Origin of the sequence: Kitasatospora purpeofusca (genome assembly GCF_036010405.1) — a bacterium.
Taxonomy (GTDB): Bacteria; Actinomycetota; Actinomycetes; order Streptomycetales; family Streptomycetaceae; genus Kitasatospora; species Kitasatospora purpeofusca.
Map to the genome: position 1 here is coordinate 8,454,776 of NZ_CP108561.1, position 18,201 is coordinate 8,472,976.

The window sequence follows — 18,201 nt, forward strand, 5'->3', positions numbered from 1 at the left end:
TGCCGCGAGAAGGGGGAACGGCTGTCAGGCGGCCGGGGTGCGGAAGCGGCGGCGGTAGGCGGCCGGGGTGGTGGCGAGCCGGCGGCGGAAGGCCCGGTGGAGGGTCTCCGCCGAGCCGAGTCCGGCCGCTGCCGCGACCTGGTCGAGCGGTCGGTCGGTGGTCTCCAGCAGGCGCCGGGCCGCCTCCACCCGGGCCGCCTCGACGTAGCCGGCCGGGCCGGTGCCGGTCTCCTGGGTGAAGACGCGGGCGAAGTGCCGCTCGCTGAGGCACATCCGGGCGGCCAGGGCCGGGGTGGAGAGGTCGCCGTCGAGGTGCTCGGCGATCCACCGCAGCAGTTCGTCGATGTCGCGCCGTTCGGTGGCCGGGTGGCTCAGCGGGACGGAGAACTGGCTCTGCCCGCCCTGCCGCTTGAGGTACATCACCAGCTGCCGGGCCACCGCGAGCGCGGTCCGTTCGCCCTGGTCCTCGGCCACCAGGGCGAGGGCGAGGTCCAGGCAGGCGCTGATGCCGGCCCCGGTCCACAGCCGGCCCCGGTCGGTGCGCACGAAGATCGGGTCGGGGTCGACCGTCACCTCGGGATGATCGGCGGCGAGCTGCGCGGCGGTGGACCAGTGGGTGGTCGCGGTCCGCCCGTCCAGCAGGCCGGCGGCCGCCAGGACGTGGGCGCCCACGCACACCGAGGCCACCCGGCGGGCGTGCGGTGCCGTTTCGCGTACCCAGTCGACGACGGTGCGGTCGACCTTGGCCACCGGCCCGTGCTCGGCCAGTTCGACCGCGCCCGGCACCAGCAGGGTGTCCACGTCCGCGCCGACCTCGGCGAAGGAGAGATCGGCGAGCAGCCGCACCCCCGCCGAGGTCCGGACGGCGCCGCCGACCGGACCGGCGAGCCGGACCTGGTAGCCCGCCCGGCCACCGGTCTCCCGGTTGGCCAGCGCGAACACCTCGGCCGGGCCGGTGACGTCGAGGAGGTCGACATCGGGGAAGACCGCGATGACGACCCGGTGCGGAGTGGGCATGGCTCCATCCTCGGCCCGGCGGCCGGACGGCGGCAATGACGATTCCCTGTCACATCCGGACACGGCACGGGACGGCGGGAGGAGGGGGCCGAAGGTTGTCCCGTAACCGGTCTTCGACGGTGCGGGAGTGGTTGGCCGGGTTCCCCTTGGGGAGGCGCCGGCCTCGGTCCACCCCTGCGACCGCACGGCACGACAGCGGGCAGCAGTTCTCCTCCCGGCAACGTGCGGGCCTCCTGACCTGGGGAGATGATCAAGGCCCCTGTTATTGTGCGCCAATGTCAACGATCAAACAGTTCCAGGTGACCTTCGACTGCGCGGAGCCGGTGAGCCTCGCCGCCTTCTGGTGCGAGGTGCTCGGGTACGTCATGCCGGAGGTCCCGGAAGGCTTCGCCACGTGGGAGGAGTGCTTCCGCTCCCTGCCGCCCGAGGACGCGGTCTACTTCGCGTGCACCGATCCCTCGGGTGCGGCCCCGCGCCTGCTTTTCCAGCGGGTTCCCGAAGGCAAGGTCGTCAAGAACCGGGTGCATCTCGATGTGCGGGCCGGCGTCGGGCTCGTGGGTGACGAGCGCCTGGCCACGCTTGAGGCCGAATGCGCACGGCTGACGGTGCTCGGCGCGAAGCACGTGCTGACGCAGCGCGCCGATGGCGTCAACGAGTCGTGCATCACGATGCAGGACCCCAACACTCCGGACTACCAGTTCTGGAGTAGTCCCCGGTGTCGACCGCCACCCTGACCCGTGACCAGCGGATATCGTCCCCCTCTCCGGAGGACATGACTACTGGCAGCCTGCCCGGGACCGAGGGCACCGTTTTTACCGGGACGCTGCGAGGCGTCCGAGCAATCCGACTGTCCGTCCTTACAGACGAGACCACCAGCCCCGAGCGACAGCGCGAAGCCGACGACATAGCCGCCGCCGCGCTCGGAATCGACTTCGGCGAGGGTGACGCACTCCGCGAAGCCGTCGACCTTGACGTGTCGGCGAGCAAGACCGGCCCCTTTGACCGTCCCCAGCTCGGCCGGTGGCTGAGCAACCCGGACAGCTTCGACGCCCTTGTCTGGTGGCGCTTCGACCGTGCTATCCGGTCCATGGCCCACATGCACACGCTCGCCGAGTGGGCCAGGAAGCACCGAAAGGTACTGGTCTTCGCCGAGGGCATCGGCGGGGGCCGTCTGGTCTTCGACTTCCGCAACCCCATGGACCCCATGGCCGAGTTGCAGATGCTCATGCTGGCATTCGCCGCGCAGGTCGAATCGCAGAGCATCAGCGACCGCGTGACCGGTGCCATGGCAGCACTGCGCAAGATGCCGCTTCGTTGGCGTGGCGGTGGTCGCCCCCCGTACGGCTACATGCCCGCCCCCATGCCGAAGGAACACGGCGGGATCGGCTGGACGCTGGTACCCGACCCCGAAGCGGTCGAGGTGATCGAGCGCATCGTTCGTGAGCTGCTGGACAAGCGCACCGCTTCCGCCGTGGCTACCGGTCTCAACGCCGATGGTGTGCTGAGCCCGCGCGACTACTGGGCCGACAAGATGGGCCGTGAGCGGGGCGGGAAGACTGGCGGGAGCAAGGGGCAGCACGTCGTCCGCGATGCCTTCCAGTGGACCCCCACGTCATTACGAAGATGCTGCGGAACGAAACCCTGTTGGGTTGGAAGATGCACCGGGGCAAGCCGGTCCGGGACGCCGAGGGCGCTCCGATCATGCAGACCGAAACCCCGATCATGACCCGCGAAGAGTTCGACCGCATCGGGGCGTTGCTCGACTCCCGCAGCATCAACAACGGGGACCGGCAGGACACTGACGCGCTGCTGCTGCGCGTGATCCACTGCGACGCATGCGCCGGGCGCATGTACCTGAACAAGCAGGCGGGCAAGACGCCCACCTACAAGTGCAACTCTCACGCCCGCGGGGACCTGTGCGAACTGCCGGCGAGCGTGCGCGGTGACTGGGTGGACGACTTCGTGTCCGCCGAGTTCCTGCGGCTGGTCGGACCCGTCCCGACCAAGCACGTCGTAGAGGTGCCCGGGTACGACCCGAAGCCCGAACTAGACGCCACCGTGGCGGAGTTCCGCGAGCACCAGCAGCAGAAGGGGCGCCAGAAGTCCCGACACGCGGCGGCCGAGTGGCAGGCGCGCGCCGATGCGCTGGACAACCGGATTGCCGATCTGGAGACCCGCGAGAAGCGCGAGCCACAGCGCATCGTGACACCCACCGGCCGAACCTACGCGGACGAGTGGGCCGAGGCCGACACGGGCGCCCGACGGGCAATGCTGGTCGACGTGGGCGCACGCCTGGAGGTCAAGCGGGGCGTACGCGGCGGGTGGCGGAAGCTCGACATGCGCCGAGTCAAGTTCACGATCACTGGCGAGCTGGACCCCGCGGTGGAGGAGTTGGCGGGGCTCCGGGACGTGCTGACCATGCCCGTTGGTGCCGCTCCGGCGTCGGGTACCAGCGTCCGGCTTGCCGAGCCCGTCAAGGCAGCCGCGTGGGGCATCGGCGAGGGTGGTGACGGGTGACGTTCGAAGGGCCGTTTTCTGTTTTATCTAGACACCCGTGTGTATAGAAGAACCTAGATTTTGCGTCTCCAACGTCACCCGTCACCACCCCTCGGACTCCGCCGGATATCGTCCCCCTCTTCTACTCCCAGGAAGAGAGGGGCAGAGCGTCAGAGGGCCCGCAGGGCAGGCCCCGGGAATTCGTCCCCCTCTTCTACTTCCGAGAGACGTAGCGCGGGACTACCACCCAACCAACGGGAACAGGCGGACCGAGTGCCCGCGCCCATCTCCGGCGTGCCCGTTCGCCCCGCAAGAGCAGTTGCACAGCCCCTTCCCGAACCCGCGGGCGGGGGCTTCTTCGTGCCGTCGACAGGCGGCCCACCGGAGGTAGCACCGTGAGCAACCCTGGCAGTCACACCTACACGTATGAGGACCGGGCGACCGCGAAGCTCCGTCTGCGCGCTGACGCGTTCCAGTACGACTCCGCAATGGAGCACCTTGCTGAGATGAAGCGCGACCGCCCCGAGCAGTACGACCAGATGAACCCACTCTCCCGCATCTCGCTCGGCCATTACGAGATCGCGAAGGCTGCCGCCGTGCAGCTCGGCCGCAACGTTTCCGCTCCCACCGATCGTGAGGTCTGACCATGAACCCGACGTTTCCAAGGCTGCCGACAAGCTCGCCAAGCTGCGCGCCCAGGCCGACAAGTACGCCACACCACTCGCCGAGGCCGAAGCCGCCTTGGCGGTCGCCCAGGAAGCCGAGGCCGCCCGCCAGGCCGACCGCGCGGCGGAGTACGACCGTGCGTTCGCTGCTTCGTGGCGTGAGCGTGCTCAGCAGGCCAGCGACGCCGACAAGGCCAACCGGGAACGGTTCGCCGAACTGCTCGCCGAAGAGCCGTGGTTCATGGCGTACATGGAGTCCCGGGCCGAGCGGTACAAGCGGGAGAAGATCATGCACGCTGCCCAGCGTGCACAGTCCGCCAATGGTCAGAGCGTTACCGTGCCGGAGCCTCGCATGTATGACCTGCGCCTGGTGGACGACCTGATTGAGACCGTCGAGCGCATGGCCGTCGAGATCGGCGAGCACTACGCCGAGGAGCTGGACGCCAAGCGGACCGCCTACATCGAAGCGACGGAGTGACATGGCCGTCGATGCTCTCGACCCCGGCCCGGATGGGACCTATCCGCACTTCCCCCGCGACGCGCAGGGACGGCCCGTGTGGTCGGACTCTCCAACTGGCCTGCCAGTACTCAACGGTGGGGCTCCGATGCCGAGGGGCGTCCAGCCGATGCGCGACCCGCACGACCCCGGCCGGCTGCTGGCCATCGACGTGACACCGAGGAAGCCAGACGGTCAACCGATTGATCCGCCGGTGATCCCTCCGCGGGCCCCGACATGAGGCGCACGTCCGACGTGCGACCGACCGACACAGGGTCGCAGCCCCGGGCCTACCCCACCCGGGGGCCTCCCCTCTCCTGGCCAGAAGCGCGGGCGGGAGGTAAAAAACTCGCATGGCTCATTAGACCATTCTTGCGGACCATTACGGCCCCACTTCGATTCCCTAATCGGATTCGAAGTGGGGCCATTTTGTGTTCCGCCGATCAATCCACAGACTCTATCTGGAGTCGCATTTCTTCATATGCTTCCCTGAGGTCGCGCGCATCGGAAATCTTGCCGGTCTCAACGGCATTTACCACTTCTAGGGCACGCCAGTGATTTGACGGTGCCACCCGACCTGAGAGCATTGCGCGCTGCGCCGCATAGCATGCTTCATCAAGGCGATTGGTGGTTACCAAAGAGAGCGCGAGATCAATATTTGCCGAGGCCACTCGGCGAGGCCACTTGGTCAGGTCGTCCGGCGGCGAAAGCCGCGAAATAACCTCTCTTGCATAGGTTTCTGCCGCCGGATCTCCGAGCCATGCCAGAGTGGTTGCGGCGTACGCAACAGCTTTTGCAGGGTCGTACTGAAAATGATGCTCTGGCTGATCCGGCGTGCCGATGGAAGAGGAAAGAGATTGTACTCGATCTATTGCCGAATATGTTTCATTCGAATATCCAAGCCGCGCGAACGCCCGCCCCTGCTGAGCGATGGCTTGAATTTCAACTGAGCTTCCGGCCGGAGCCAACTGCTGGGCTGTGGCGCTAAGTTCCGCCGCCCGCGAATAGTGGCCATCGGTTAGTACCCGCCAGGCGTCGGTTTCAAAGCACCAAGCTTGAATTTCCGAATGCCCGGCATGCTGTGCCAAGGTCATTGCCGTCCGCAGCCTGGCTGTTGCAGCATCTTGCTGGTTCAAATCAATGTGCAGCGTGGCGCCGAGCAGTGAAAACCATCCACCTATGACCAGCAGTTGCCGGTGTTCCTCCAGAGTCTTTCTTGCATCCATCAAGCTAGTCACATACGACGAATATTTTCGCACCTGGCCCAATAGCTCATGCGGAGCCACGGTCGGATACTTTACGGCCAGGTCGTGAAAGGTCAGTTCTAGCCGTTCAATAGTTTCTTTTCCAACATCGCTGGCTGAAACCCTGCGCGCCAGCTCCAAGGCGTCGATTTCGTCGTCATAGGCCGGCGGTACGGTTGCGGAAGCCCGCATAACCTGCGAGCGCCCCTGATCCACGCCACCGTACAGAATGGCGTCAAGCTCGGCCAGCGTCACCCTCAGCACCTTGACAAGAGTGGGGCGCTGCCAATCCTGCGGATCGACTTTTCCGCTTTCCCATCTCGCCACCGTCGAGCGGTCAACACCCACGCTCTGAGCCAAGGAATCCTGAGTGAAACCAAGGGCCTTGCGCCTTTCGATAAAGGCCCTGCGCCGAGCTGCCATGTCGCCTCCCTGTCTCTGAGTAACTGTTCTAGCAGGTCAGGGCACTCGATGCAGTAACTATGAGACAGGGATGCCACAAGAGTGCGTCATCCATGCTCTGTTCACGCGGGGCCTTTGACCCTGAACTGGTGCCTCGCCCAACGTCCGGCTGAGGTTCCCCCGACGTGCGGAAGGTTGCCGGAGATGGCCTGATGGGCCATGAGAAGGGAGCCTCTGCCATGGCTGCACCGATGAAGTACCCGCCCGAGTTGCGGCAGCGAGCTGTTGCCGCATACCGCGCCGCCGACCCGAAGCCCGTGATCCGGCAGATGGCTCGCGACCTGGGCGTGCACCACGAGGCCCTGCGCAACTGGATCCGCCAGGACGAGGCGGACCGGGGCGAGCGCGACGACCGGCTGACCACCGTCGAGAAGGAGGAACTGGCCACTCTGCGCAAGGAGAACGCCGAGCTCCGCCGGTCCTGCGAGATCCTCAAGGCCGCCTCGGCTTTTTTCGCCCAGGAGCTCGACCCGACCCGGCGACGGTACTGAAGCTCATCGACGAGCACCAGGACCGCTTCGGGGCCGAGCCCGTCCTCCGGGAACTGCACATCCCCGCCTCCACCTACTACCGCTGGCGCCGCGACGTGGCGGAGCCGTGCGAGCGCAGACGCCACGACGCCGAGCTGACCGATCACATCCGCCGCATCCACGCCGACTCCGACGAGACCTACGGCTCCCCGCGCGTCCACGCCGTCCTGCGGCGCGAGGGCACCCGGGTCGGCCGCAAGCGGGTCGAACGCCTGATGCGCCAGGCCGGCATCCAGGGTGTCAGCCCGCGCCGGCCCCGTTCCTTCACCCGCCGCGACCCGGCCGCCGAGTCCGCCCCGGACCTGGTCCAGCGCGACTTCACCGCCGACGCGCCGAACCGGTTGTGGGTGGCCGACATCTCGCTGATCCCGACCGGTGAGGGACCATGGTGGCTGGCCTCGATCCGCGACGCCTTCTCCCGCCGGATCGTGGGCTGGCACACCTCGGAGCGCGCGGATGCCGACCTGGTCCTCACCGCCCTGGAGTATGCGCTGCACGGCCGGCCCGTCGAGCCCGGGAGGCTGATCCATCACAGCGACCACGGGTGTCAGTACACGTCCATCAAGCTCACAACTCGCCTGCTGAAGGCGGGAATCGAGCCGAGCATGGGAAGCGTGGGCGATTCGTTCGACAACGCCCTCGCGGAGAACTTCTGGAGCGTCCTGAAGACCGAGTGCGTCCGCCGCACGACCTTCGCGACCCGCACCGACGCCGACCTCGCCCTGTTCGCCTACATCGACGGCTGGTACAACACCCGCCGCATCCAGAAGCGCCTGGGCTGGCTCAGCCCGGACGAGTACGAGACGAAGTACTACGCCGACCAGGCGACGGCCGAACCAGTGGCCGTCGAACCACCCACATCCGTCCTGACCAGGTAATCAGCACCTCTCGCGCAACGGGGGAAGCTCAGGCAGTGATCGGAGGGATTGTGATGCGGCACAAAGCAACTGTGATCAGCGCTGCCCTGGCAGCCGTGGTCGGACTCGGACCCGCCGTCCTGGTGTTCGCCTTCGGCAGGCTCGACCCGCAGACCGGGCGCCGTTGGGTGTGGGCGTTCCTCGCCCTGGCGGTGGCCATGCTCGGCATCGTGTACGGCGGAGACTGGGAGACCTGGTTCCGTCGCCGAAGACAGGCGAGGGCGCGCGTTCGCAGGGCGCTGCACCACGGCTCGGCACTGTGCCGCGAGGCACGGCGCGGGCGTACCGGCTCATGAACCTAGAGACCGGGATTCTCCCGCTGGTGCCGGACGGGCTCCGCTGGGCCTCGGGCTGGTGCTTCCCCTGCGGAGTGACACGGGATGTGGTGCCCATACCGGCGATAGGGCTTCGCACGGTCATGACGGTCTGTCGCTGGCACCACGGCCAGTACTCGGCGCGGTTCGTCCGCACGGTCCAACTCCGGCCCTGGTACGGGCTGCTGAGTCGTCCGCGTGTCCGTCCCGAGCCGTCCAAGTCTCCCGGAGTGATTCCCCCGCTCTCCGGGTCGCCCGTCGGTCCCACCCGGCGGCAAGGCGCGTGCGGCGGCGCGCGTCGGTGGTCCTGGTTCAGCCCCCCGGCGCGGACCAGGACCACCCTTAGGGCCCCGGCGGGTGCCTGTCTGCCGTCGGGAAGCACAACCCCCGCCCTGGTGACGTGACGAGTGGACGGCACGGACGACCAGGGCGGGGGCCCAGACCGAGAACTAGCGGCGGAGAACAGCGGATGTACAAGTGCCCCGAGGGCGCCGGACACAAGGTCGAGCGGGCCGAAGAGTCGGGCGCCGTGCAGAGCGGTCCGGGTGGGCCGGTCTGGCGGTGCACGACGTGCGGCCGGTGGGGTGCCTTCCTCACCGACGAGTGGGCCGAACTATTCCCGGGCGAGCCGGAGTTGTTCCCCCTCGGGTGGACGCAGCCCGGCGAGCCGGCCCCGATCCGCAGGGCGTACCCCCTCGGGCGCGGAAGCTAGCGCCCCACGATCACCCGTCCTGGCGGACGGAAAGGGAATCACCCGCCAGGACGGGGCACCACTCCCGCCCCGGTGTCACGTGGCTATGTCGGCCGGGGTGGGCTTGCCCCGCACCCTGCGCTCCCGCAGGGTGGTTGAACCTACTTGGCACCACCACGACAAGGAGGAACAGCACATATGACGACCACACCCGCCCCTTGGGGTGTACAGCGCATGGCGCCGTACGCACCCACCCTCGCGGTTCCGCAGTACACGCCCGTGATCGACCCCGAGACGCAAATTGCCGTGATCGTGGACGAGCACGGCCGGACGGTCGAGATGGGCGCGCACGGCACCAGCACGAACCAGACCGGCCCGACCACCACGGGTGGCGGCGACGGACAGAACGGCGGGCAGAACGTACCGTCCGACGTGGACACCATGCAGTCGAACGACCAGGACCAGGGCACGGGCTGACATGACACCGGATCGGGACGGGGCCGTACTGGTCCTCACCAACCCGTACGACGTGACCGCGGACTTGGTGTTACGCCGCTTGGCTGACCGCCGGGTGCCGGTCGTCCGTGTCGACCCCGGCGCCGATCTGCACGCGGGTGCCTCGCTGTCCGCCCGCTACGGGACAGGTGGACAGCGGGGCTCCCTCTGCACTGCAAGCCGGACGCTCGACCTGTCCAACGTCCGGGCCGTGTGGGTCCGCAGGCCCTCGCCCTACGACCCCCCCTGCCGGGATGGCGGAGCAAGAGGGCAAGTTCGCTGCCGCACAGGGGTTCTGGGGCACCGGGGGCATCCTCGCGTCACTTCCCGGGGCGCACTATGTGAACCACCCGTGGCGCATCCGCAATGCGGAGTACAAGCCGGCTCAGCTCTCGGCGGCGAGCCGGAACGGGTTCCTGGTGCCAGACACGATCATCACAGCGAACCCGGACGAAGCTCGGGAGTTCTGCACCTCCCAACCTGGCGGCGCGGTCTACAAGCCCTTGTGGGACAGCCGGTACCGGGATGCCGAGGGCGCCCTGCAACAGGTGTGGGTGCGCGGGGTCGACCCGTCTGAGATCACCGATTCCGTGTCCCTGTGCCCGCACCTGTTCCAAGCCAAGGTGTCGAAGGTGTTCGACGTACGGGTGACTGCCGTAGGCAACCGCCTGTTCGGGGTCCGCGTGGACAGCCCCGATCTTGACTGGCGCTACCGGCAAGACCTGATGACGTGCGCACCGATCGAGATCCCCGAGGCGGTCGCACGTTCGGTTGCGGCTTACCTTGACGAACTCGGTTTGGTGTACGGCGCGTTCGACTTCGCCGTGACCTCTGACGGTTCCTGGTACTTCTTTGAGTGCAACGCAAACGGCCAATGGGCATGGCAGCCGACGGAGACAACTGCTGCTATCGCCGACGCCCTCGCCGACCAACTACAGAAAGGCCCCGACACGTGAGCACATCGGCCGAACTCCGCGCCGCCCTGGTGGACGGGTTCACTGGTGACGACATGGTCACCGATCCGGCGTGGAACCGCGCCGCCAAGTCCGTCCCCCGGGAACTGTTCGTCGGGTCCTACTTCCTGCCCGTGGAGGGGACCGCCCCCACCGAGTACCGGCCCGTCCAAGAGGGCGAACCCGGTTGGCTGGCGGGCGTCTACACGAATCAGACCCTGATCACCCAACTCGACGGCCGTATCAGGCCCGAGGACGGTACGGCGAGCGGTTCGCCGTCTTCGTCGTCCACCCTGCCGTCACTGGTGCTGCGCATGTGGCACCAGCTCGACACCGAGGCCGGGCACCAGGTGTTGGAGATCGGTACCGGCACCGGCTACTCGACCGCTCTTGGTGCGTACCGCCTCGGGGACGCCAACATCACCAGCATTGAGTACGACCAGGCCGTGGGGGAAGCGGCTGCTGCGGCACTCAAGTCCGCCGGACACGCACCCCGGCTGATCATCGGTGACGGGCTGCTCGGTGACCCGGACGGGGGCGAGTACGACCGCCTCATTGCCACCTGCTCGGTTCGGTACATCCCGCAACCGTGGCTCTACCAGGTCAAGCCGGGCGGAAAGATCCTGGTCACCCTCTCCGGCTGGTCGTACGGGTTCGGCCTCGCGCTGCTCATCGTGACCGAGCCCGGCAGTGCCACGGGCCGGTTCCTGCCTGGGTGGACGAGTTTCATGATCGCCCGTCCGCACGACCGGCCGCCCCGTCAGAGTCTCGCGCTGCTGCCTGGCGACGAACGCCCGAGCCGGATCGATCCCGAGATCATCAGCACGTGGACCGGTGGTTGGGTGGCTCAGCTCGCGGCACCCTCGGCCGAGCGGATGGGTGCGGGCGGGCAACAGATCCTCTCGGACGTGGCCACGGGATCGCAGGCCCGGACCATGCCCACCCCTGACGGAGGGTGGACCGTGATTCAGCGCGGACCGCTCCGACTCTGGGACCAAGTGGAAAGCGCCGTTGAAGCCTGGCAGGCGGCCGGCGAGCCCCACCAGGACGGTTTCGGCATCACGGTCTCGCCCCTCGGCCAGCGCGTGTGGATCGGCAGCGAGGCCGGTCCAGGTTGGAACCTGCCGATCTGAGCCGGATACCCGGAGCCGGGACGCAGGGGCGCCAATGGAAGAACCACCCTTGCCGACTCTCGCGCCCAACTCGGCCCCGTCCCGCTGGTCTCCGGCAGGGCGGGGCATTCTACTTTTCGGGGGTCCGCTCGGCCACGTACGTCCCGCGCTGCGGCACGGTGTAGACGTACCCGCCTTCGCGCAGATGCCGGACCGCTCGACGGGCCGTGTCCCGAGCCACGCCCCACCGCTGGATCAGTGCCGACTCGGACGGGATCGGACGGTTCACCGCGAGAGCCCCGGACTCAATGTCGCGGATGATCTCCGCCGCAATCTGCTGGTACGGCGGGGTGGGTGCGTCGTAGTCGATTTCCGAGGCCATGGGCCAAGGGTAGACAACGAGCCACATCTCGAGCTATGCGCATACGTAGGTAGACGAGGGTAGAGGAGTTGCCTTACCTTCGAAGCCGAAAGAACCCCCGGCGCCGCTTAGGACCGGCTCCGGGGGTCGAGTGTCCGACAGCTAATTGGGAGCTGAACGAACATGCGACACCTTATCGCCGTCGCCCTGCGCGCCGTCCTGCGCCTGGTCCTGCCGGCTCGCGGGCAGCACCGTGCCGTCTCGGCCGAGCCGAAGCCCATCCCCGCGGCTGTGGCTGCCCCAGCCATCACCCGGCGAGCCGACTACGAAGCCCCGTTTGTAAGCGCCCTGGTGCGCCCCTACGTCGACCGCAACGCCTGGTTGGCCGAGCTGGACGCCATGCAACGCGAGTTCGAGGAGCGGGAGCAGCAGCGCGCGCGGCGCGACGCACTTCGGGCAGTCGTGATGGGGGAACCGGACCCCGGATACACGTTCCCTGGTGCGCACTCCCTCGCCGGGGCGGTGGCGTGATGACCCGCGCTGCCACCAGGAAGCCCACATGCGGCGCCCCTCGCCCCGGCCAGTACGACGGAGCCCCGTGCAACCGTGACCCGTTCCACCGGAACGACCACGAGAACGCCCGCGGGGAGACGTGGCCCCGCCTCGCTCCGGTGCGCTGCGCACGCTGCAAGGGTCCGGCCCCCACCCCGGTCCCGATCGGCCACCAGGAAGTCACCAGCGGCCCCGGCTGCACCCGGTGGGCGTGCTCGCCGAGCTGCCCGCAGTAGGACCCCCTCGCCCCGTCCGGAGCCGATCCGGGCGGGGCTCTCTCGGCCTCGCCGTAGAACCGCTAGTAACCGCCCGTCCGGAGACATCGAGGGCAACGAGTTCTGCCTCGCCTGATTCCTCCTCCGGGAGTGCGGGGCGGGGAGCCGTCTCCCGGGAACCCTCCAGGTCCCGCATGCGGCGGGAGTCAGTCCGTGAGGGCGAGGTCGTGCAGGCGGGCAACCGGGCGGCCACCAGGAGCACCCGGTCGTCCGGGGACAGCTTCCACGGTCGGCCACGGCCCGGCGCGTCTCCGCCCTCGCGGCGCAGCTGCCTCATCAACTCGCCCCGGGCGCGCGGGCCCAGTCCGGCGAACGGTGCTCTCCAGGACGGCTCGGACGTCGTGATCGCACCAGTCACGGCCTAGATGTACTGACCCGTGAGGTTGGGAACGCGGCTGGCGGGTGGCTTGCCTGCGAGTGCGGTGTGTCCGCGGTGGTGATTGTAGGTGTGCAGCCAGGCGGGGTAGGCGTCGCGGCGCTCCTGCTCGCTGCGGTAGGGCTGGGCGTAGGCCCATTCGTCGAGCAGGGTGCGGTTGAAGCGTTCGACCTTGCCGTTGGTCTGTGGCCGGTAGGGGCGGGTGCGTTTGTGCGCGATGCCCTCGGCGGCGAGGGCATCGCGCCAGGCGTGTGACTTGTAGCAGGAGCCGTTGTCGGTCAGCACGCGCTGGACGGTGATTCCGGCCCGGGCGAAGAAGGCGTTCGCCCGGGCCCAGAACGCCGTGGCGGTGTCCTTGCGCTCGTCGGGCAGGATCTCGCTGTAGGCCAGGCGGGAGTGGTCGTCGACGGCGTTGTGGAGGTAGCTGTAGCCGGCTCCGGAGCGGTTCTTGCGGCCTGCCTGGCGTCCGAGGGCCTGGTGGCCTCCGCCGTCGGGGATGTTGCCGAGCTTCTTGATGTCGACGTGGACCAACTCGCCTGGTGCGCAGTGCTCGTAGCGTCGGATGACGCGGCCGGTGGTGCGGTCGAGGTGGGCCAGGCGGGCGAGGCGGTAGCGGGTCAGGACGCGGTGCACGGTGGCCGGGTTGAGCCGCAGCAGGTAGGCGATGCGGGCGGGTCCCCAGCGCCGGAGGACGCGGACCTTGATGATCCGCCGCTCGGTGCGGGTCGGGGTCTGCCAGGGGCTGCGGTGCGGGCGCGAGGACCGGTCCGCCATGCCGGCCTCGCCGAGAGCGCGGTAGCGGTCGGCCCAGCGCTTGGCCGTGGTGGGCGAGACCTGGAAGCGCTCGGCGGCCCGCCGCAGCGGCCAGCCGTCCTCGACCACGCAGCGGGCAAGGCGCAGGCGTCCGGTCTCGGTCAGCGGTGCGTTACGGTGTGGCATGAGGGCCTTTCTGGCGCTGGGGTAGATGTCGCAATCCACACCTGGCCAGAAGGCCCTCACTCATTTCAAGATCACCGCACCGTGAACCCCGTCACCAACCTCCGTGGTCAGTACACCTAGATCGTCCCACGGCAAGATCATTCAGGGGACAGCCCTTGGCGGGACCGGGCGCGGGCGGGGCGCGGGGCCGGGTCGGTGGACCCGGACCCGGACCCGGACCCGGGCTCGGTTTCGCGCTCGGTCCCGGATTTGCGCTCGGTCTCGGTCCCGGGGCGGGGTGCGGCGGGGGTGCGGCGGCGCAGGGGTGGGAGGCCGAAGCGGTGGGCGGCGGCGAGGGCGAGGCCCGCGAGCAGCGAGGCCAGGTGGCCGACGGCGGCGGTATCGCCGTCCGGGAGGCCGGCCAGTAGTGCGGGGGCAGCCACCGCCAGCATCAGCAGCCAGACCGCCCGCGACCACACCGGGCGGGCCCGGGTGGCGGCCAGGGTCAGGGCGGTGACCACGACGTAGGACGGGCCGGTGTCCATCGCGTGCGCGGCCTCGGCCGGCAGGGAGCCGTGCTCGATCCGCCACCACACCAGGCCCTCGGTGAGGGCGGTGGCCGCGACGTGGACGAGGGCCACGGAGGCCACCGCCCGTCGGGCACCGAGCGCCCCGACCACCGCGAACAGGGACAGCGCGAACACCGGCCAGACCCAGATGGTGTCCTGCGGGACGAACACCGAGACGGTCAGCGACTCGATCGGATGGCCGTCCGGCCACAGGTGCAGATTGCCGAGGTCGGTGGACGCCCAGGTGCGCAGCGCGTGCACCCGTTCGGGCGGCAGCAGCCGCAGCACCGGCCACATCGCGGCCAGCGCGGACACGTACCAGAACGCCGGATTGCGCGGCAGGCGCCGTATCCAGGCGCGGAGCGAGGGGCCGAGCGCGGAGCCGAGGGGCGGGAGCTTCGTCGCCATGCCGGGCTCTACCGGCGGCGGCGGGGGGACATCGAGCCGCCCGCGAGCGCAGCCCCTGCGGCGACCGCGACCACGCCCGCCACCATCAGGCCCCGCCGGGAACGGTAGGACATGACCGACCACCGCGAGTTCGCGGAGAGCAGCGAGCCGAGGCTCAGCCACGAGCCGATGGACAGCGCGGAGGCCGCCGAACCGGCCGAGCCGATCGACAGGAAGCTGCCGACGGAGCCCACCGACAGCACCGAGCCGACCGAACCGATGGACAGCACCGACCCCACCGAGGCGATGGACAGGACGGAGTCCCCGGACGGCAGCGCCCACCCGTGCGAGAGCACCGTCGCCGGGGAGGATGACGAGGAATCACTTCGCTTGCTCATCCGCTGATCGTATGCCGCTGCGGTGACGCCCGGACTCCGCCCCGCCTCCTTCGGGCGTCTCAGCCACCCAGGTGGGGCGGCAGGCCGCCGGTCACCGGGTAGGGCCGCTCGTCGGGCAGCAGAACTACCAGGAGCGGGGGCGTCGCGCATCTGTGCGATGCAAGGCCGCATACAGTTTAAGCCTTTGATTTGCAGGCTGTGATCCCCTGTGGAACCATAATCGCCAAGCACGGGGGCGATCGAACACCGGAAAGTGAAGGATCATGTCGGACGGCGCACGCGTCATCGTCGGAGTCAGTGGCTCGCTGGGGAGCCTGACCGCTCTGCACCGGGCGGTGGGCGAGGCGCGCGACCGGGGTGCGGTGCTGGTGCCGGTGCTGGCGTGGACGCCGGCGGGCGGGGAGCACAACTACCGGCTGCGGCCCTGCCCGCCGCTGCTGCGGGCCTGGGAGGACATGGCCGCCGCCCGGCTGGAGCGGGCGCTGGACGAGGCGTTCGGCGGGCTCCCGGCCGGGGTCCGGGTCGAGCCGCAGGCGGTCCGCGGACCGGCCGGGCCGGTGCTGACCGGGCTGGCGGACCGGCCGGGGGACCTGCTGGTGGTGGGCACGGGCCGGCACGGCGCCGTTCGCGGGGCCGTGCGGCGGATGCTCGGGGGCGGCTCGGTGGGCCGCCACTGCCTGGCCCACGCGCGCTGCACCGTTCTCGCCGTGCCGCCGTCGGACCTCCAGGACGACCTGCGCGCGCTGCGCCGAGGCGTCGACCTGCGCGAACTCGCGGCCCTCGCCGCCGCCTGACCTGCGCGGCACGGCTGACCTGCGCCGCGCGGCGCCCGAGGCCCCGGGCGCCGCGCGGCCCCCGAGCGTCACTCGAAGCGGCTGGGGTCGCCCGCCCCCCGCCGGACGATCTCCGGCTCGCCCTCGGAGAAGTCGACCACCGTGGTGGGCACGGTGCCGCAGTCGCCGGAGTCCACCACGGCGTCCAGGACGTGGTCGAGCCGCTCCTTGATCTCCCACCCCTGGGTCAGCGGCTCCTCCTCGCCGGGGAGAAGCAGGGTGCTGGAGACCAGCGGCTCGCCGAGTTCGGCGAGCAGCGCCCGGGTGACGGCGTGGTCGGGGATCCTGACGCCCACCGTCTTCTTCTTCGGGTGCAGCAGGCGGCGGGGGACCTCCTTGGTGGCGGGCAGGATGAAGGTGTAGCTGCCCGGTGTCGCGGCCTTGATCGCACGGAAGACGTTGTTGTCGAGCTGGACGAACTGCCCCAGCTGCGCGAAGTCCTCGCACATCAGGGTGAAGTGGTGGCGCTCGTCGAGACGCCGGATGGTCCGGATCCGGTCGAGGCCGTCACGGTTGTCCAGCTGGCAGCCCAGCGCGAAACAGGAGTCGGTCGGGTACGCGATCAGGGCCCCGGACCGGAGACTGGCCGCCACTGTGCTGATGGTGCGCGGCTGGGGGGACTCTGGATGCACGTCGAAGTACTTCGCCATTGGCCGACCCTACGGGATCCCGGCGACCGGCGGGCGCAGCCGCGACGGCCGGCGGCCCGGCGGCGCGGCGTCCCGCAGGCCCGGTCGGCGTGCTGGTCCTCGGCCGGGGCGCGGCGTACGGTCCCTCGGTATGGCCATCGATCAGGCGCGGGCGAACCGGATCTTCCTCCCCGGCACCTATGCCGAGGGCGTGCCGTACGAGCTGTTCCGCGAGCTGCGCGCCGAGGCGCCGGTCTGCTGGGTGGAGGAGCCCGAGGTGGGGCCGTGGCCCGCCGGACCCGGTTACTGGGCGGTGCTGCGGCACGCCGACGTCAAGCACGTGCTGCGCACGCCCGAGCTGTTCTCCTCGCAGCTCGGCGCGACCCAGATCCGGGACCCGGACACGGCGGCCGACCTGGACTTCGCCCGTGCCATGATGCTCAATCAGGACCCGCCCGACCACTCGCGGTTGCGGCGCGCCGTCGCCGCCGCCTTCACCCCGCGGGCGCTGCGCGAGCTGACGGCGGCCGTCGAGGCGCGCGCGGAGGAGCTCGTCACGGGGATCGCCCCGTCAGGTGAGGTCGACGTGGTGCCGATCGCCGCCGACCTGCCGGTGTGGACGCTGGCGCGCATCCTCGGCGTGCCGGAGCAGGACCGCGCGCTGCTGGTCGACTGGTCGAACCGGGTGATCGGCTATCAGGACCCTGACCACGCCCGCTCCAGCACGGCGGACCCGTCCCGGCTCACCGCCATGGGCCGGGACGCGCTCGGCCACCGTCCCACGGACCGCGTCGCCCCCGACGGCCGCCCGCTGAACCCGCGTTCCCGCGTGGCCCTCGCCGACATGTTCGCCTATGCCCACGCGCTCGCCGAACAGCCGCCGCCGGGCAGCATGGTGGCCCGGATGCGGGAGGCCGGGCTGAGCACCGCCGAGTTCGAGACGATGTTCTTCCTGTTCGCGGTCGCGGGGAACGAGACGCTGCGCAACGGCCTGCCCGGCGCCCTGTACTCCCTGCTCACCAACCCCGACCAGTACCGGCTGCTGCGCCGGCGGCTGGAGTTGACCGGGTCCGCGGTGGACGAGCTGCTCCGGTTCTGGCCGCCGGTGGTCGAGTTCCGGCGCACCGCCACCCGGGACGTCGTGCTCGCCGGGCGGCGGATCTCCGGCGGGGACAAGGTGGTGGTCTACCACGCCTCGGCCAACCGCGACGGGACGGTGTTCCCCGATCCGGACCGCCTCGACCTCACCCGCACCCCGAACGACCACGTCAGCTTCGGTTACGGTCCGCACTTCTGCGTCGGCGCGCAGCTCGCCCGGATCCAGATGGCGGCGCTGCTCCGCCGGATCGTCGCCGCCTGGCCGGAGCCGGAGTTGGCGCCGGGCCCGCCTCCGGCGCGGCTGGTCTCGAACTTCCAGAACGGGCTGAAGGAGCTGCGCGTCCGCCGCTGGCGGGCCGCGTGAGGCCGCGTGAGGCCGCGTGAGGCCGCGTGAGGCCGCGTGAGGCTGCGTG

The 18,201-nt window shown here is 69.7% G+C and carries 20 protein-coding genes and 2 pseudogenes; 14 read left to right on the forward strand and 8 right to left on the reverse strand.

Translation table 11 applies throughout. The annotated features are described in order from the left end of the window. Positions 1-24: 24 nt before the first annotated feature. On the reverse strand, positions 25-1,017 hold the full coding sequence (locus OG715_RS36780) for a GlxA family transcriptional regulator (protein ID WP_266272931.1): 993 nt from the start codon (positions 1,015-1,017) through the stop codon (positions 25-27). Positions 1,018-1,292: 275 nt separating this feature from the next. Between OG715_RS36780 and OG715_RS36785 the strand changes: the two genes are divergently transcribed. From OG715_RS36785 to OG715_RS36805, 5 genes are all read left to right on the forward strand, one after another. Next, positions 1,293-1,751, forward strand: coding sequence for a VOC family protein (locus OG715_RS36785; protein WP_266272930.1), 459 nt, complete (start codon positions 1,293-1,295; stop codon positions 1,749-1,751). Next, positions 1,733-2,743, forward strand: a complete 1,011-nt coding sequence (locus OG715_RS36790) for a recombinase family protein (RefSeq protein WP_323182207.1) — start codon at positions 1,733-1,735, stop codon at positions 2,741-2,743. Before OG715_RS36785 ends, OG715_RS36790 begins: the two co-directional genes overlap by 19 nt. Next, positions 2,674-3,534, forward strand: coding sequence for a zinc ribbon domain-containing protein (locus OG715_RS36795; RefSeq protein WP_407661059.1), 861 nt, complete (start codon positions 2,674-2,676; stop codon positions 3,532-3,534). The genes OG715_RS36790 and OG715_RS36795 overlap by 70 nt, the downstream gene beginning before the upstream one ends. 374 nt (positions 3,535-3,908) lie before the next feature. Next, positions 3,909-4,157, forward strand: a complete 249-nt coding sequence (locus OG715_RS36800) for a hypothetical protein (RefSeq protein WP_266272929.1) — start codon at positions 3,909-3,911, stop codon at positions 4,155-4,157. After that, complete coding sequence (locus OG715_RS36805; RefSeq protein WP_266272927.1) at positions 4,147-4,656, forward strand: hypothetical protein; 510 nt, start codon at positions 4,147-4,149, stop codon at positions 4,654-4,656. The genes OG715_RS36800 and OG715_RS36805 overlap by 11 nt, the downstream gene beginning before the upstream one ends. Positions 4,657-5,117: 461 nt before the next feature. Here OG715_RS36805 and OG715_RS36810 read toward each other — a convergent pair whose 3' ends face one another. Continuing rightward, on the reverse strand, positions 5,118-6,341 hold the full coding sequence (locus tag OG715_RS36810; RefSeq protein ID WP_266272926.1) for a helix-turn-helix transcriptional regulator: 1,224 nt from the start codon (positions 6,339-6,341) through the stop codon (positions 5,118-5,120). Between the two features lie 218 nt (positions 6,342-6,559). On the opposite strand from OG715_RS36810, the gene OG715_RS36815 reads away from it, so the two are divergent. From OG715_RS36815 to tgmC, 6 genes and pseudogenes are all read left to right on the forward strand, one after another. Then, a complete protein-coding gene (locus OG715_RS36815; protein ID WP_266271908.1) occupies positions 6,560-6,871 on the forward strand; it encodes a transposase in 312 nt (103 codons plus the stop codon). Between the two features lie 5 nt (positions 6,872-6,876). Beyond that, entirely contained in the window at positions 6,877-7,788 is a 912-nt protein-coding gene (locus OG715_RS36820) for an IS3 family transposase (RefSeq protein ID WP_266274519.1), read from the forward strand. Between the two features lie 71 nt (positions 7,789-7,859). Further along, a complete protein-coding gene (locus tag OG715_RS36825) occupies positions 7,860-8,123 on the forward strand; it encodes a hypothetical protein (RefSeq protein WP_266272925.1) in 264 nt (87 codons plus the stop codon). Positions 8,124-9,030: 907 nt separating this feature from the next. Further along, positions 9,031-9,309: a putative ATP-grasp-modified RiPP gene (gene tgmA, locus OG715_RS36830; RefSeq protein ID WP_266272923.1), complete on the forward strand. Its 279-nt coding sequence runs from the start codon at positions 9,031-9,033 to the stop codon at positions 9,307-9,309. A gap of 1 nt (position 9,310) precedes the next feature. Beyond that, a pseudogene (gene tgmB, locus OG715_RS36835) lies at positions 9,311-10,283 on the forward strand (ATP-grasp ribosomal peptide maturase). Continuing rightward, positions 10,280-11,413, forward strand: coding sequence for an ATP-grasp peptide maturase system methyltransferase (gene tgmC / locus OG715_RS36840; protein WP_266272922.1), 1,134 nt, complete (start codon positions 10,280-10,282; stop codon positions 11,411-11,413). Before tgmB ends, tgmC begins: the two are co-directional and overlap by 4 nt. 109 nt (positions 11,414-11,522) lie before the next feature. On the opposite strand, the gene OG715_RS36845 is transcribed toward tgmC, so the two are convergent. Further along, positions 11,523-11,774, reverse strand: a complete 252-nt coding sequence (locus OG715_RS36845; RefSeq protein WP_266272921.1) for a GntR family transcriptional regulator — start codon at positions 11,772-11,774, stop codon at positions 11,523-11,525. Positions 11,775-11,936: 162 nt separating this feature from the next. On the opposite strand from OG715_RS36845, the gene OG715_RS36850 reads away from it, so the two are divergent. Beyond that, positions 11,937-12,284, forward strand: a complete 348-nt coding sequence (locus tag OG715_RS36850; RefSeq protein ID WP_266272920.1) for a hypothetical protein — start codon at positions 11,937-11,939, stop codon at positions 12,282-12,284. 480 nt (positions 12,285-12,764) lie between these two features. Here OG715_RS36850 and OG715_RS36855 read toward each other — a convergent pair. From OG715_RS36855 to OG715_RS36870, 4 genes and pseudogenes are all read right to left on the reverse strand, one after another. Then, a pseudogene (locus OG715_RS36855) lies at positions 12,765-12,938 on the reverse strand (IS5/IS1182 family transposase); the annotation flags it as partial. A 3-nt stretch (positions 12,939-12,941) separates the two neighbouring features. Continuing rightward, complete coding sequence (locus tag OG715_RS36860) at positions 12,942-13,895, reverse strand: IS481 family transposase (RefSeq protein WP_266270261.1); 954 nt, start codon at positions 13,893-13,895, stop codon at positions 12,942-12,944. A 137-nt stretch (positions 13,896-14,032) separates the two neighbouring features. Continuing rightward, positions 14,033-14,851: a rhomboid-like protein gene (locus tag OG715_RS36865; RefSeq protein ID WP_266272919.1), complete on the reverse strand. Its 819-nt coding sequence runs from the start codon at positions 14,849-14,851 to the stop codon at positions 14,033-14,035. Positions 14,852-14,859: 8 nt separating this feature from the next. Then, positions 14,860-15,228, reverse strand: a complete 369-nt coding sequence (locus OG715_RS36870; RefSeq protein ID WP_266272918.1) for a hypothetical protein — start codon at positions 15,226-15,228, stop codon at positions 14,860-14,862. A 263-nt stretch (positions 15,229-15,491) separates the two neighbouring features. On the opposite strand from OG715_RS36870, the gene OG715_RS36875 reads away from it, so the two are divergent. Further along, positions 15,492-16,022, forward strand: coding sequence for a universal stress protein (locus OG715_RS36875; RefSeq protein WP_266272917.1), 531 nt, complete (start codon positions 15,492-15,494; stop codon positions 16,020-16,022). A gap of 68 nt (positions 16,023-16,090) precedes the next feature. On the opposite strand, the gene OG715_RS36880 is transcribed toward OG715_RS36875, so the two are convergent. Further along, a complete protein-coding gene (locus tag OG715_RS36880) occupies positions 16,091-16,711 on the reverse strand; it encodes an L-threonylcarbamoyladenylate synthase (protein ID WP_266272916.1) in 621 nt (206 codons plus the stop codon). Positions 16,712-16,841: 130 nt separating this feature from the next. Between OG715_RS36880 and OG715_RS36885 the strand changes: the two genes are divergently transcribed. Next, a complete protein-coding gene (locus OG715_RS36885) occupies positions 16,842-18,152 on the forward strand; it encodes a cytochrome P450 (RefSeq protein WP_266272915.1) in 1,311 nt (436 codons plus the stop codon). Positions 18,153-18,201 lie beyond the last annotated feature (49 nt).

Bases quoted from the DNA above. Each gene is read 5' to 3' on its own strand.
- OG715_RS36780 (WP_266272931.1), bottom strand. From the start codon at position 1,017: ATGCCCACTCCGCACCGGGTCGTCATCGCGGTCTTCCCCGATGTCGAC.
- OG715_RS36785 (WP_266272930.1), top strand. From the start codon at position 1,293: ATGTCAACGATCAAACAGTTCCAGGTGACCTTCGACTGCGCGGAGCCG.
- OG715_RS36795 (WP_407661059.1), top strand. From the start codon at position 2,674: ATGCACCGGGGCAAGCCGGTCCGGGACGCCGAGGGCGCTCCGATCATG.
- OG715_RS36810 (WP_266272926.1), bottom strand. From the start codon at position 6,341: ATGGCAGCTCGGCGCAGGGCCTTTATCGAAAGGCGCAAGGCCCTTGGT.
- OG715_RS36815 (WP_266271908.1), top strand. From the start codon at position 6,560: ATGGCTGCACCGATGAAGTACCCGCCCGAGTTGCGGCAGCGAGCTGTT.
- tgmA (WP_266272923.1), top strand. From the start codon at position 9,031: ATGACGACCACACCCGCCCCTTGGGGTGTACAGCGCATGGCGCCGTAC.
- OG715_RS36845 (WP_266272921.1), bottom strand. From the start codon at position 11,774: ATGGCCTCGGAAATCGACTACGACGCACCCACCCCGCCGTACCAGCAG.
- OG715_RS36850 (WP_266272920.1), top strand. From the start codon at position 11,937: ATGCGACACCTTATCGCCGTCGCCCTGCGCGCCGTCCTGCGCCTGGTC.
- OG715_RS36860 (WP_266270261.1), bottom strand. From the start codon at position 13,895: ATGCCACACCGTAACGCACCGCTGACCGAGACCGGACGCCTGCGCCTT.
- OG715_RS36865 (WP_266272919.1), bottom strand. From the start codon at position 14,851: ATGGCGACGAAGCTCCCGCCCCTCGGCTCCGCGCTCGGCCCCTCGCTC.
- OG715_RS36870 (WP_266272918.1), bottom strand. From the start codon at position 15,228: ATGAGCAAGCGAAGTGATTCCTCGTCATCCTCCCCGGCGACGGTGCTC.
- OG715_RS36875 (WP_266272917.1), top strand. From the start codon at position 15,492: ATGTCGGACGGCGCACGCGTCATCGTCGGAGTCAGTGGCTCGCTGGGG.
- OG715_RS36880 (WP_266272916.1), bottom strand. From the start codon at position 16,711: ATGGCGAAGTACTTCGACGTGCATCCAGAGTCCCCCCAGCCGCGCACC.
- OG715_RS36885 (WP_266272915.1), top strand. From the start codon at position 16,842: ATGGCCATCGATCAGGCGCGGGCGAACCGGATCTTCCTCCCCGGCACC.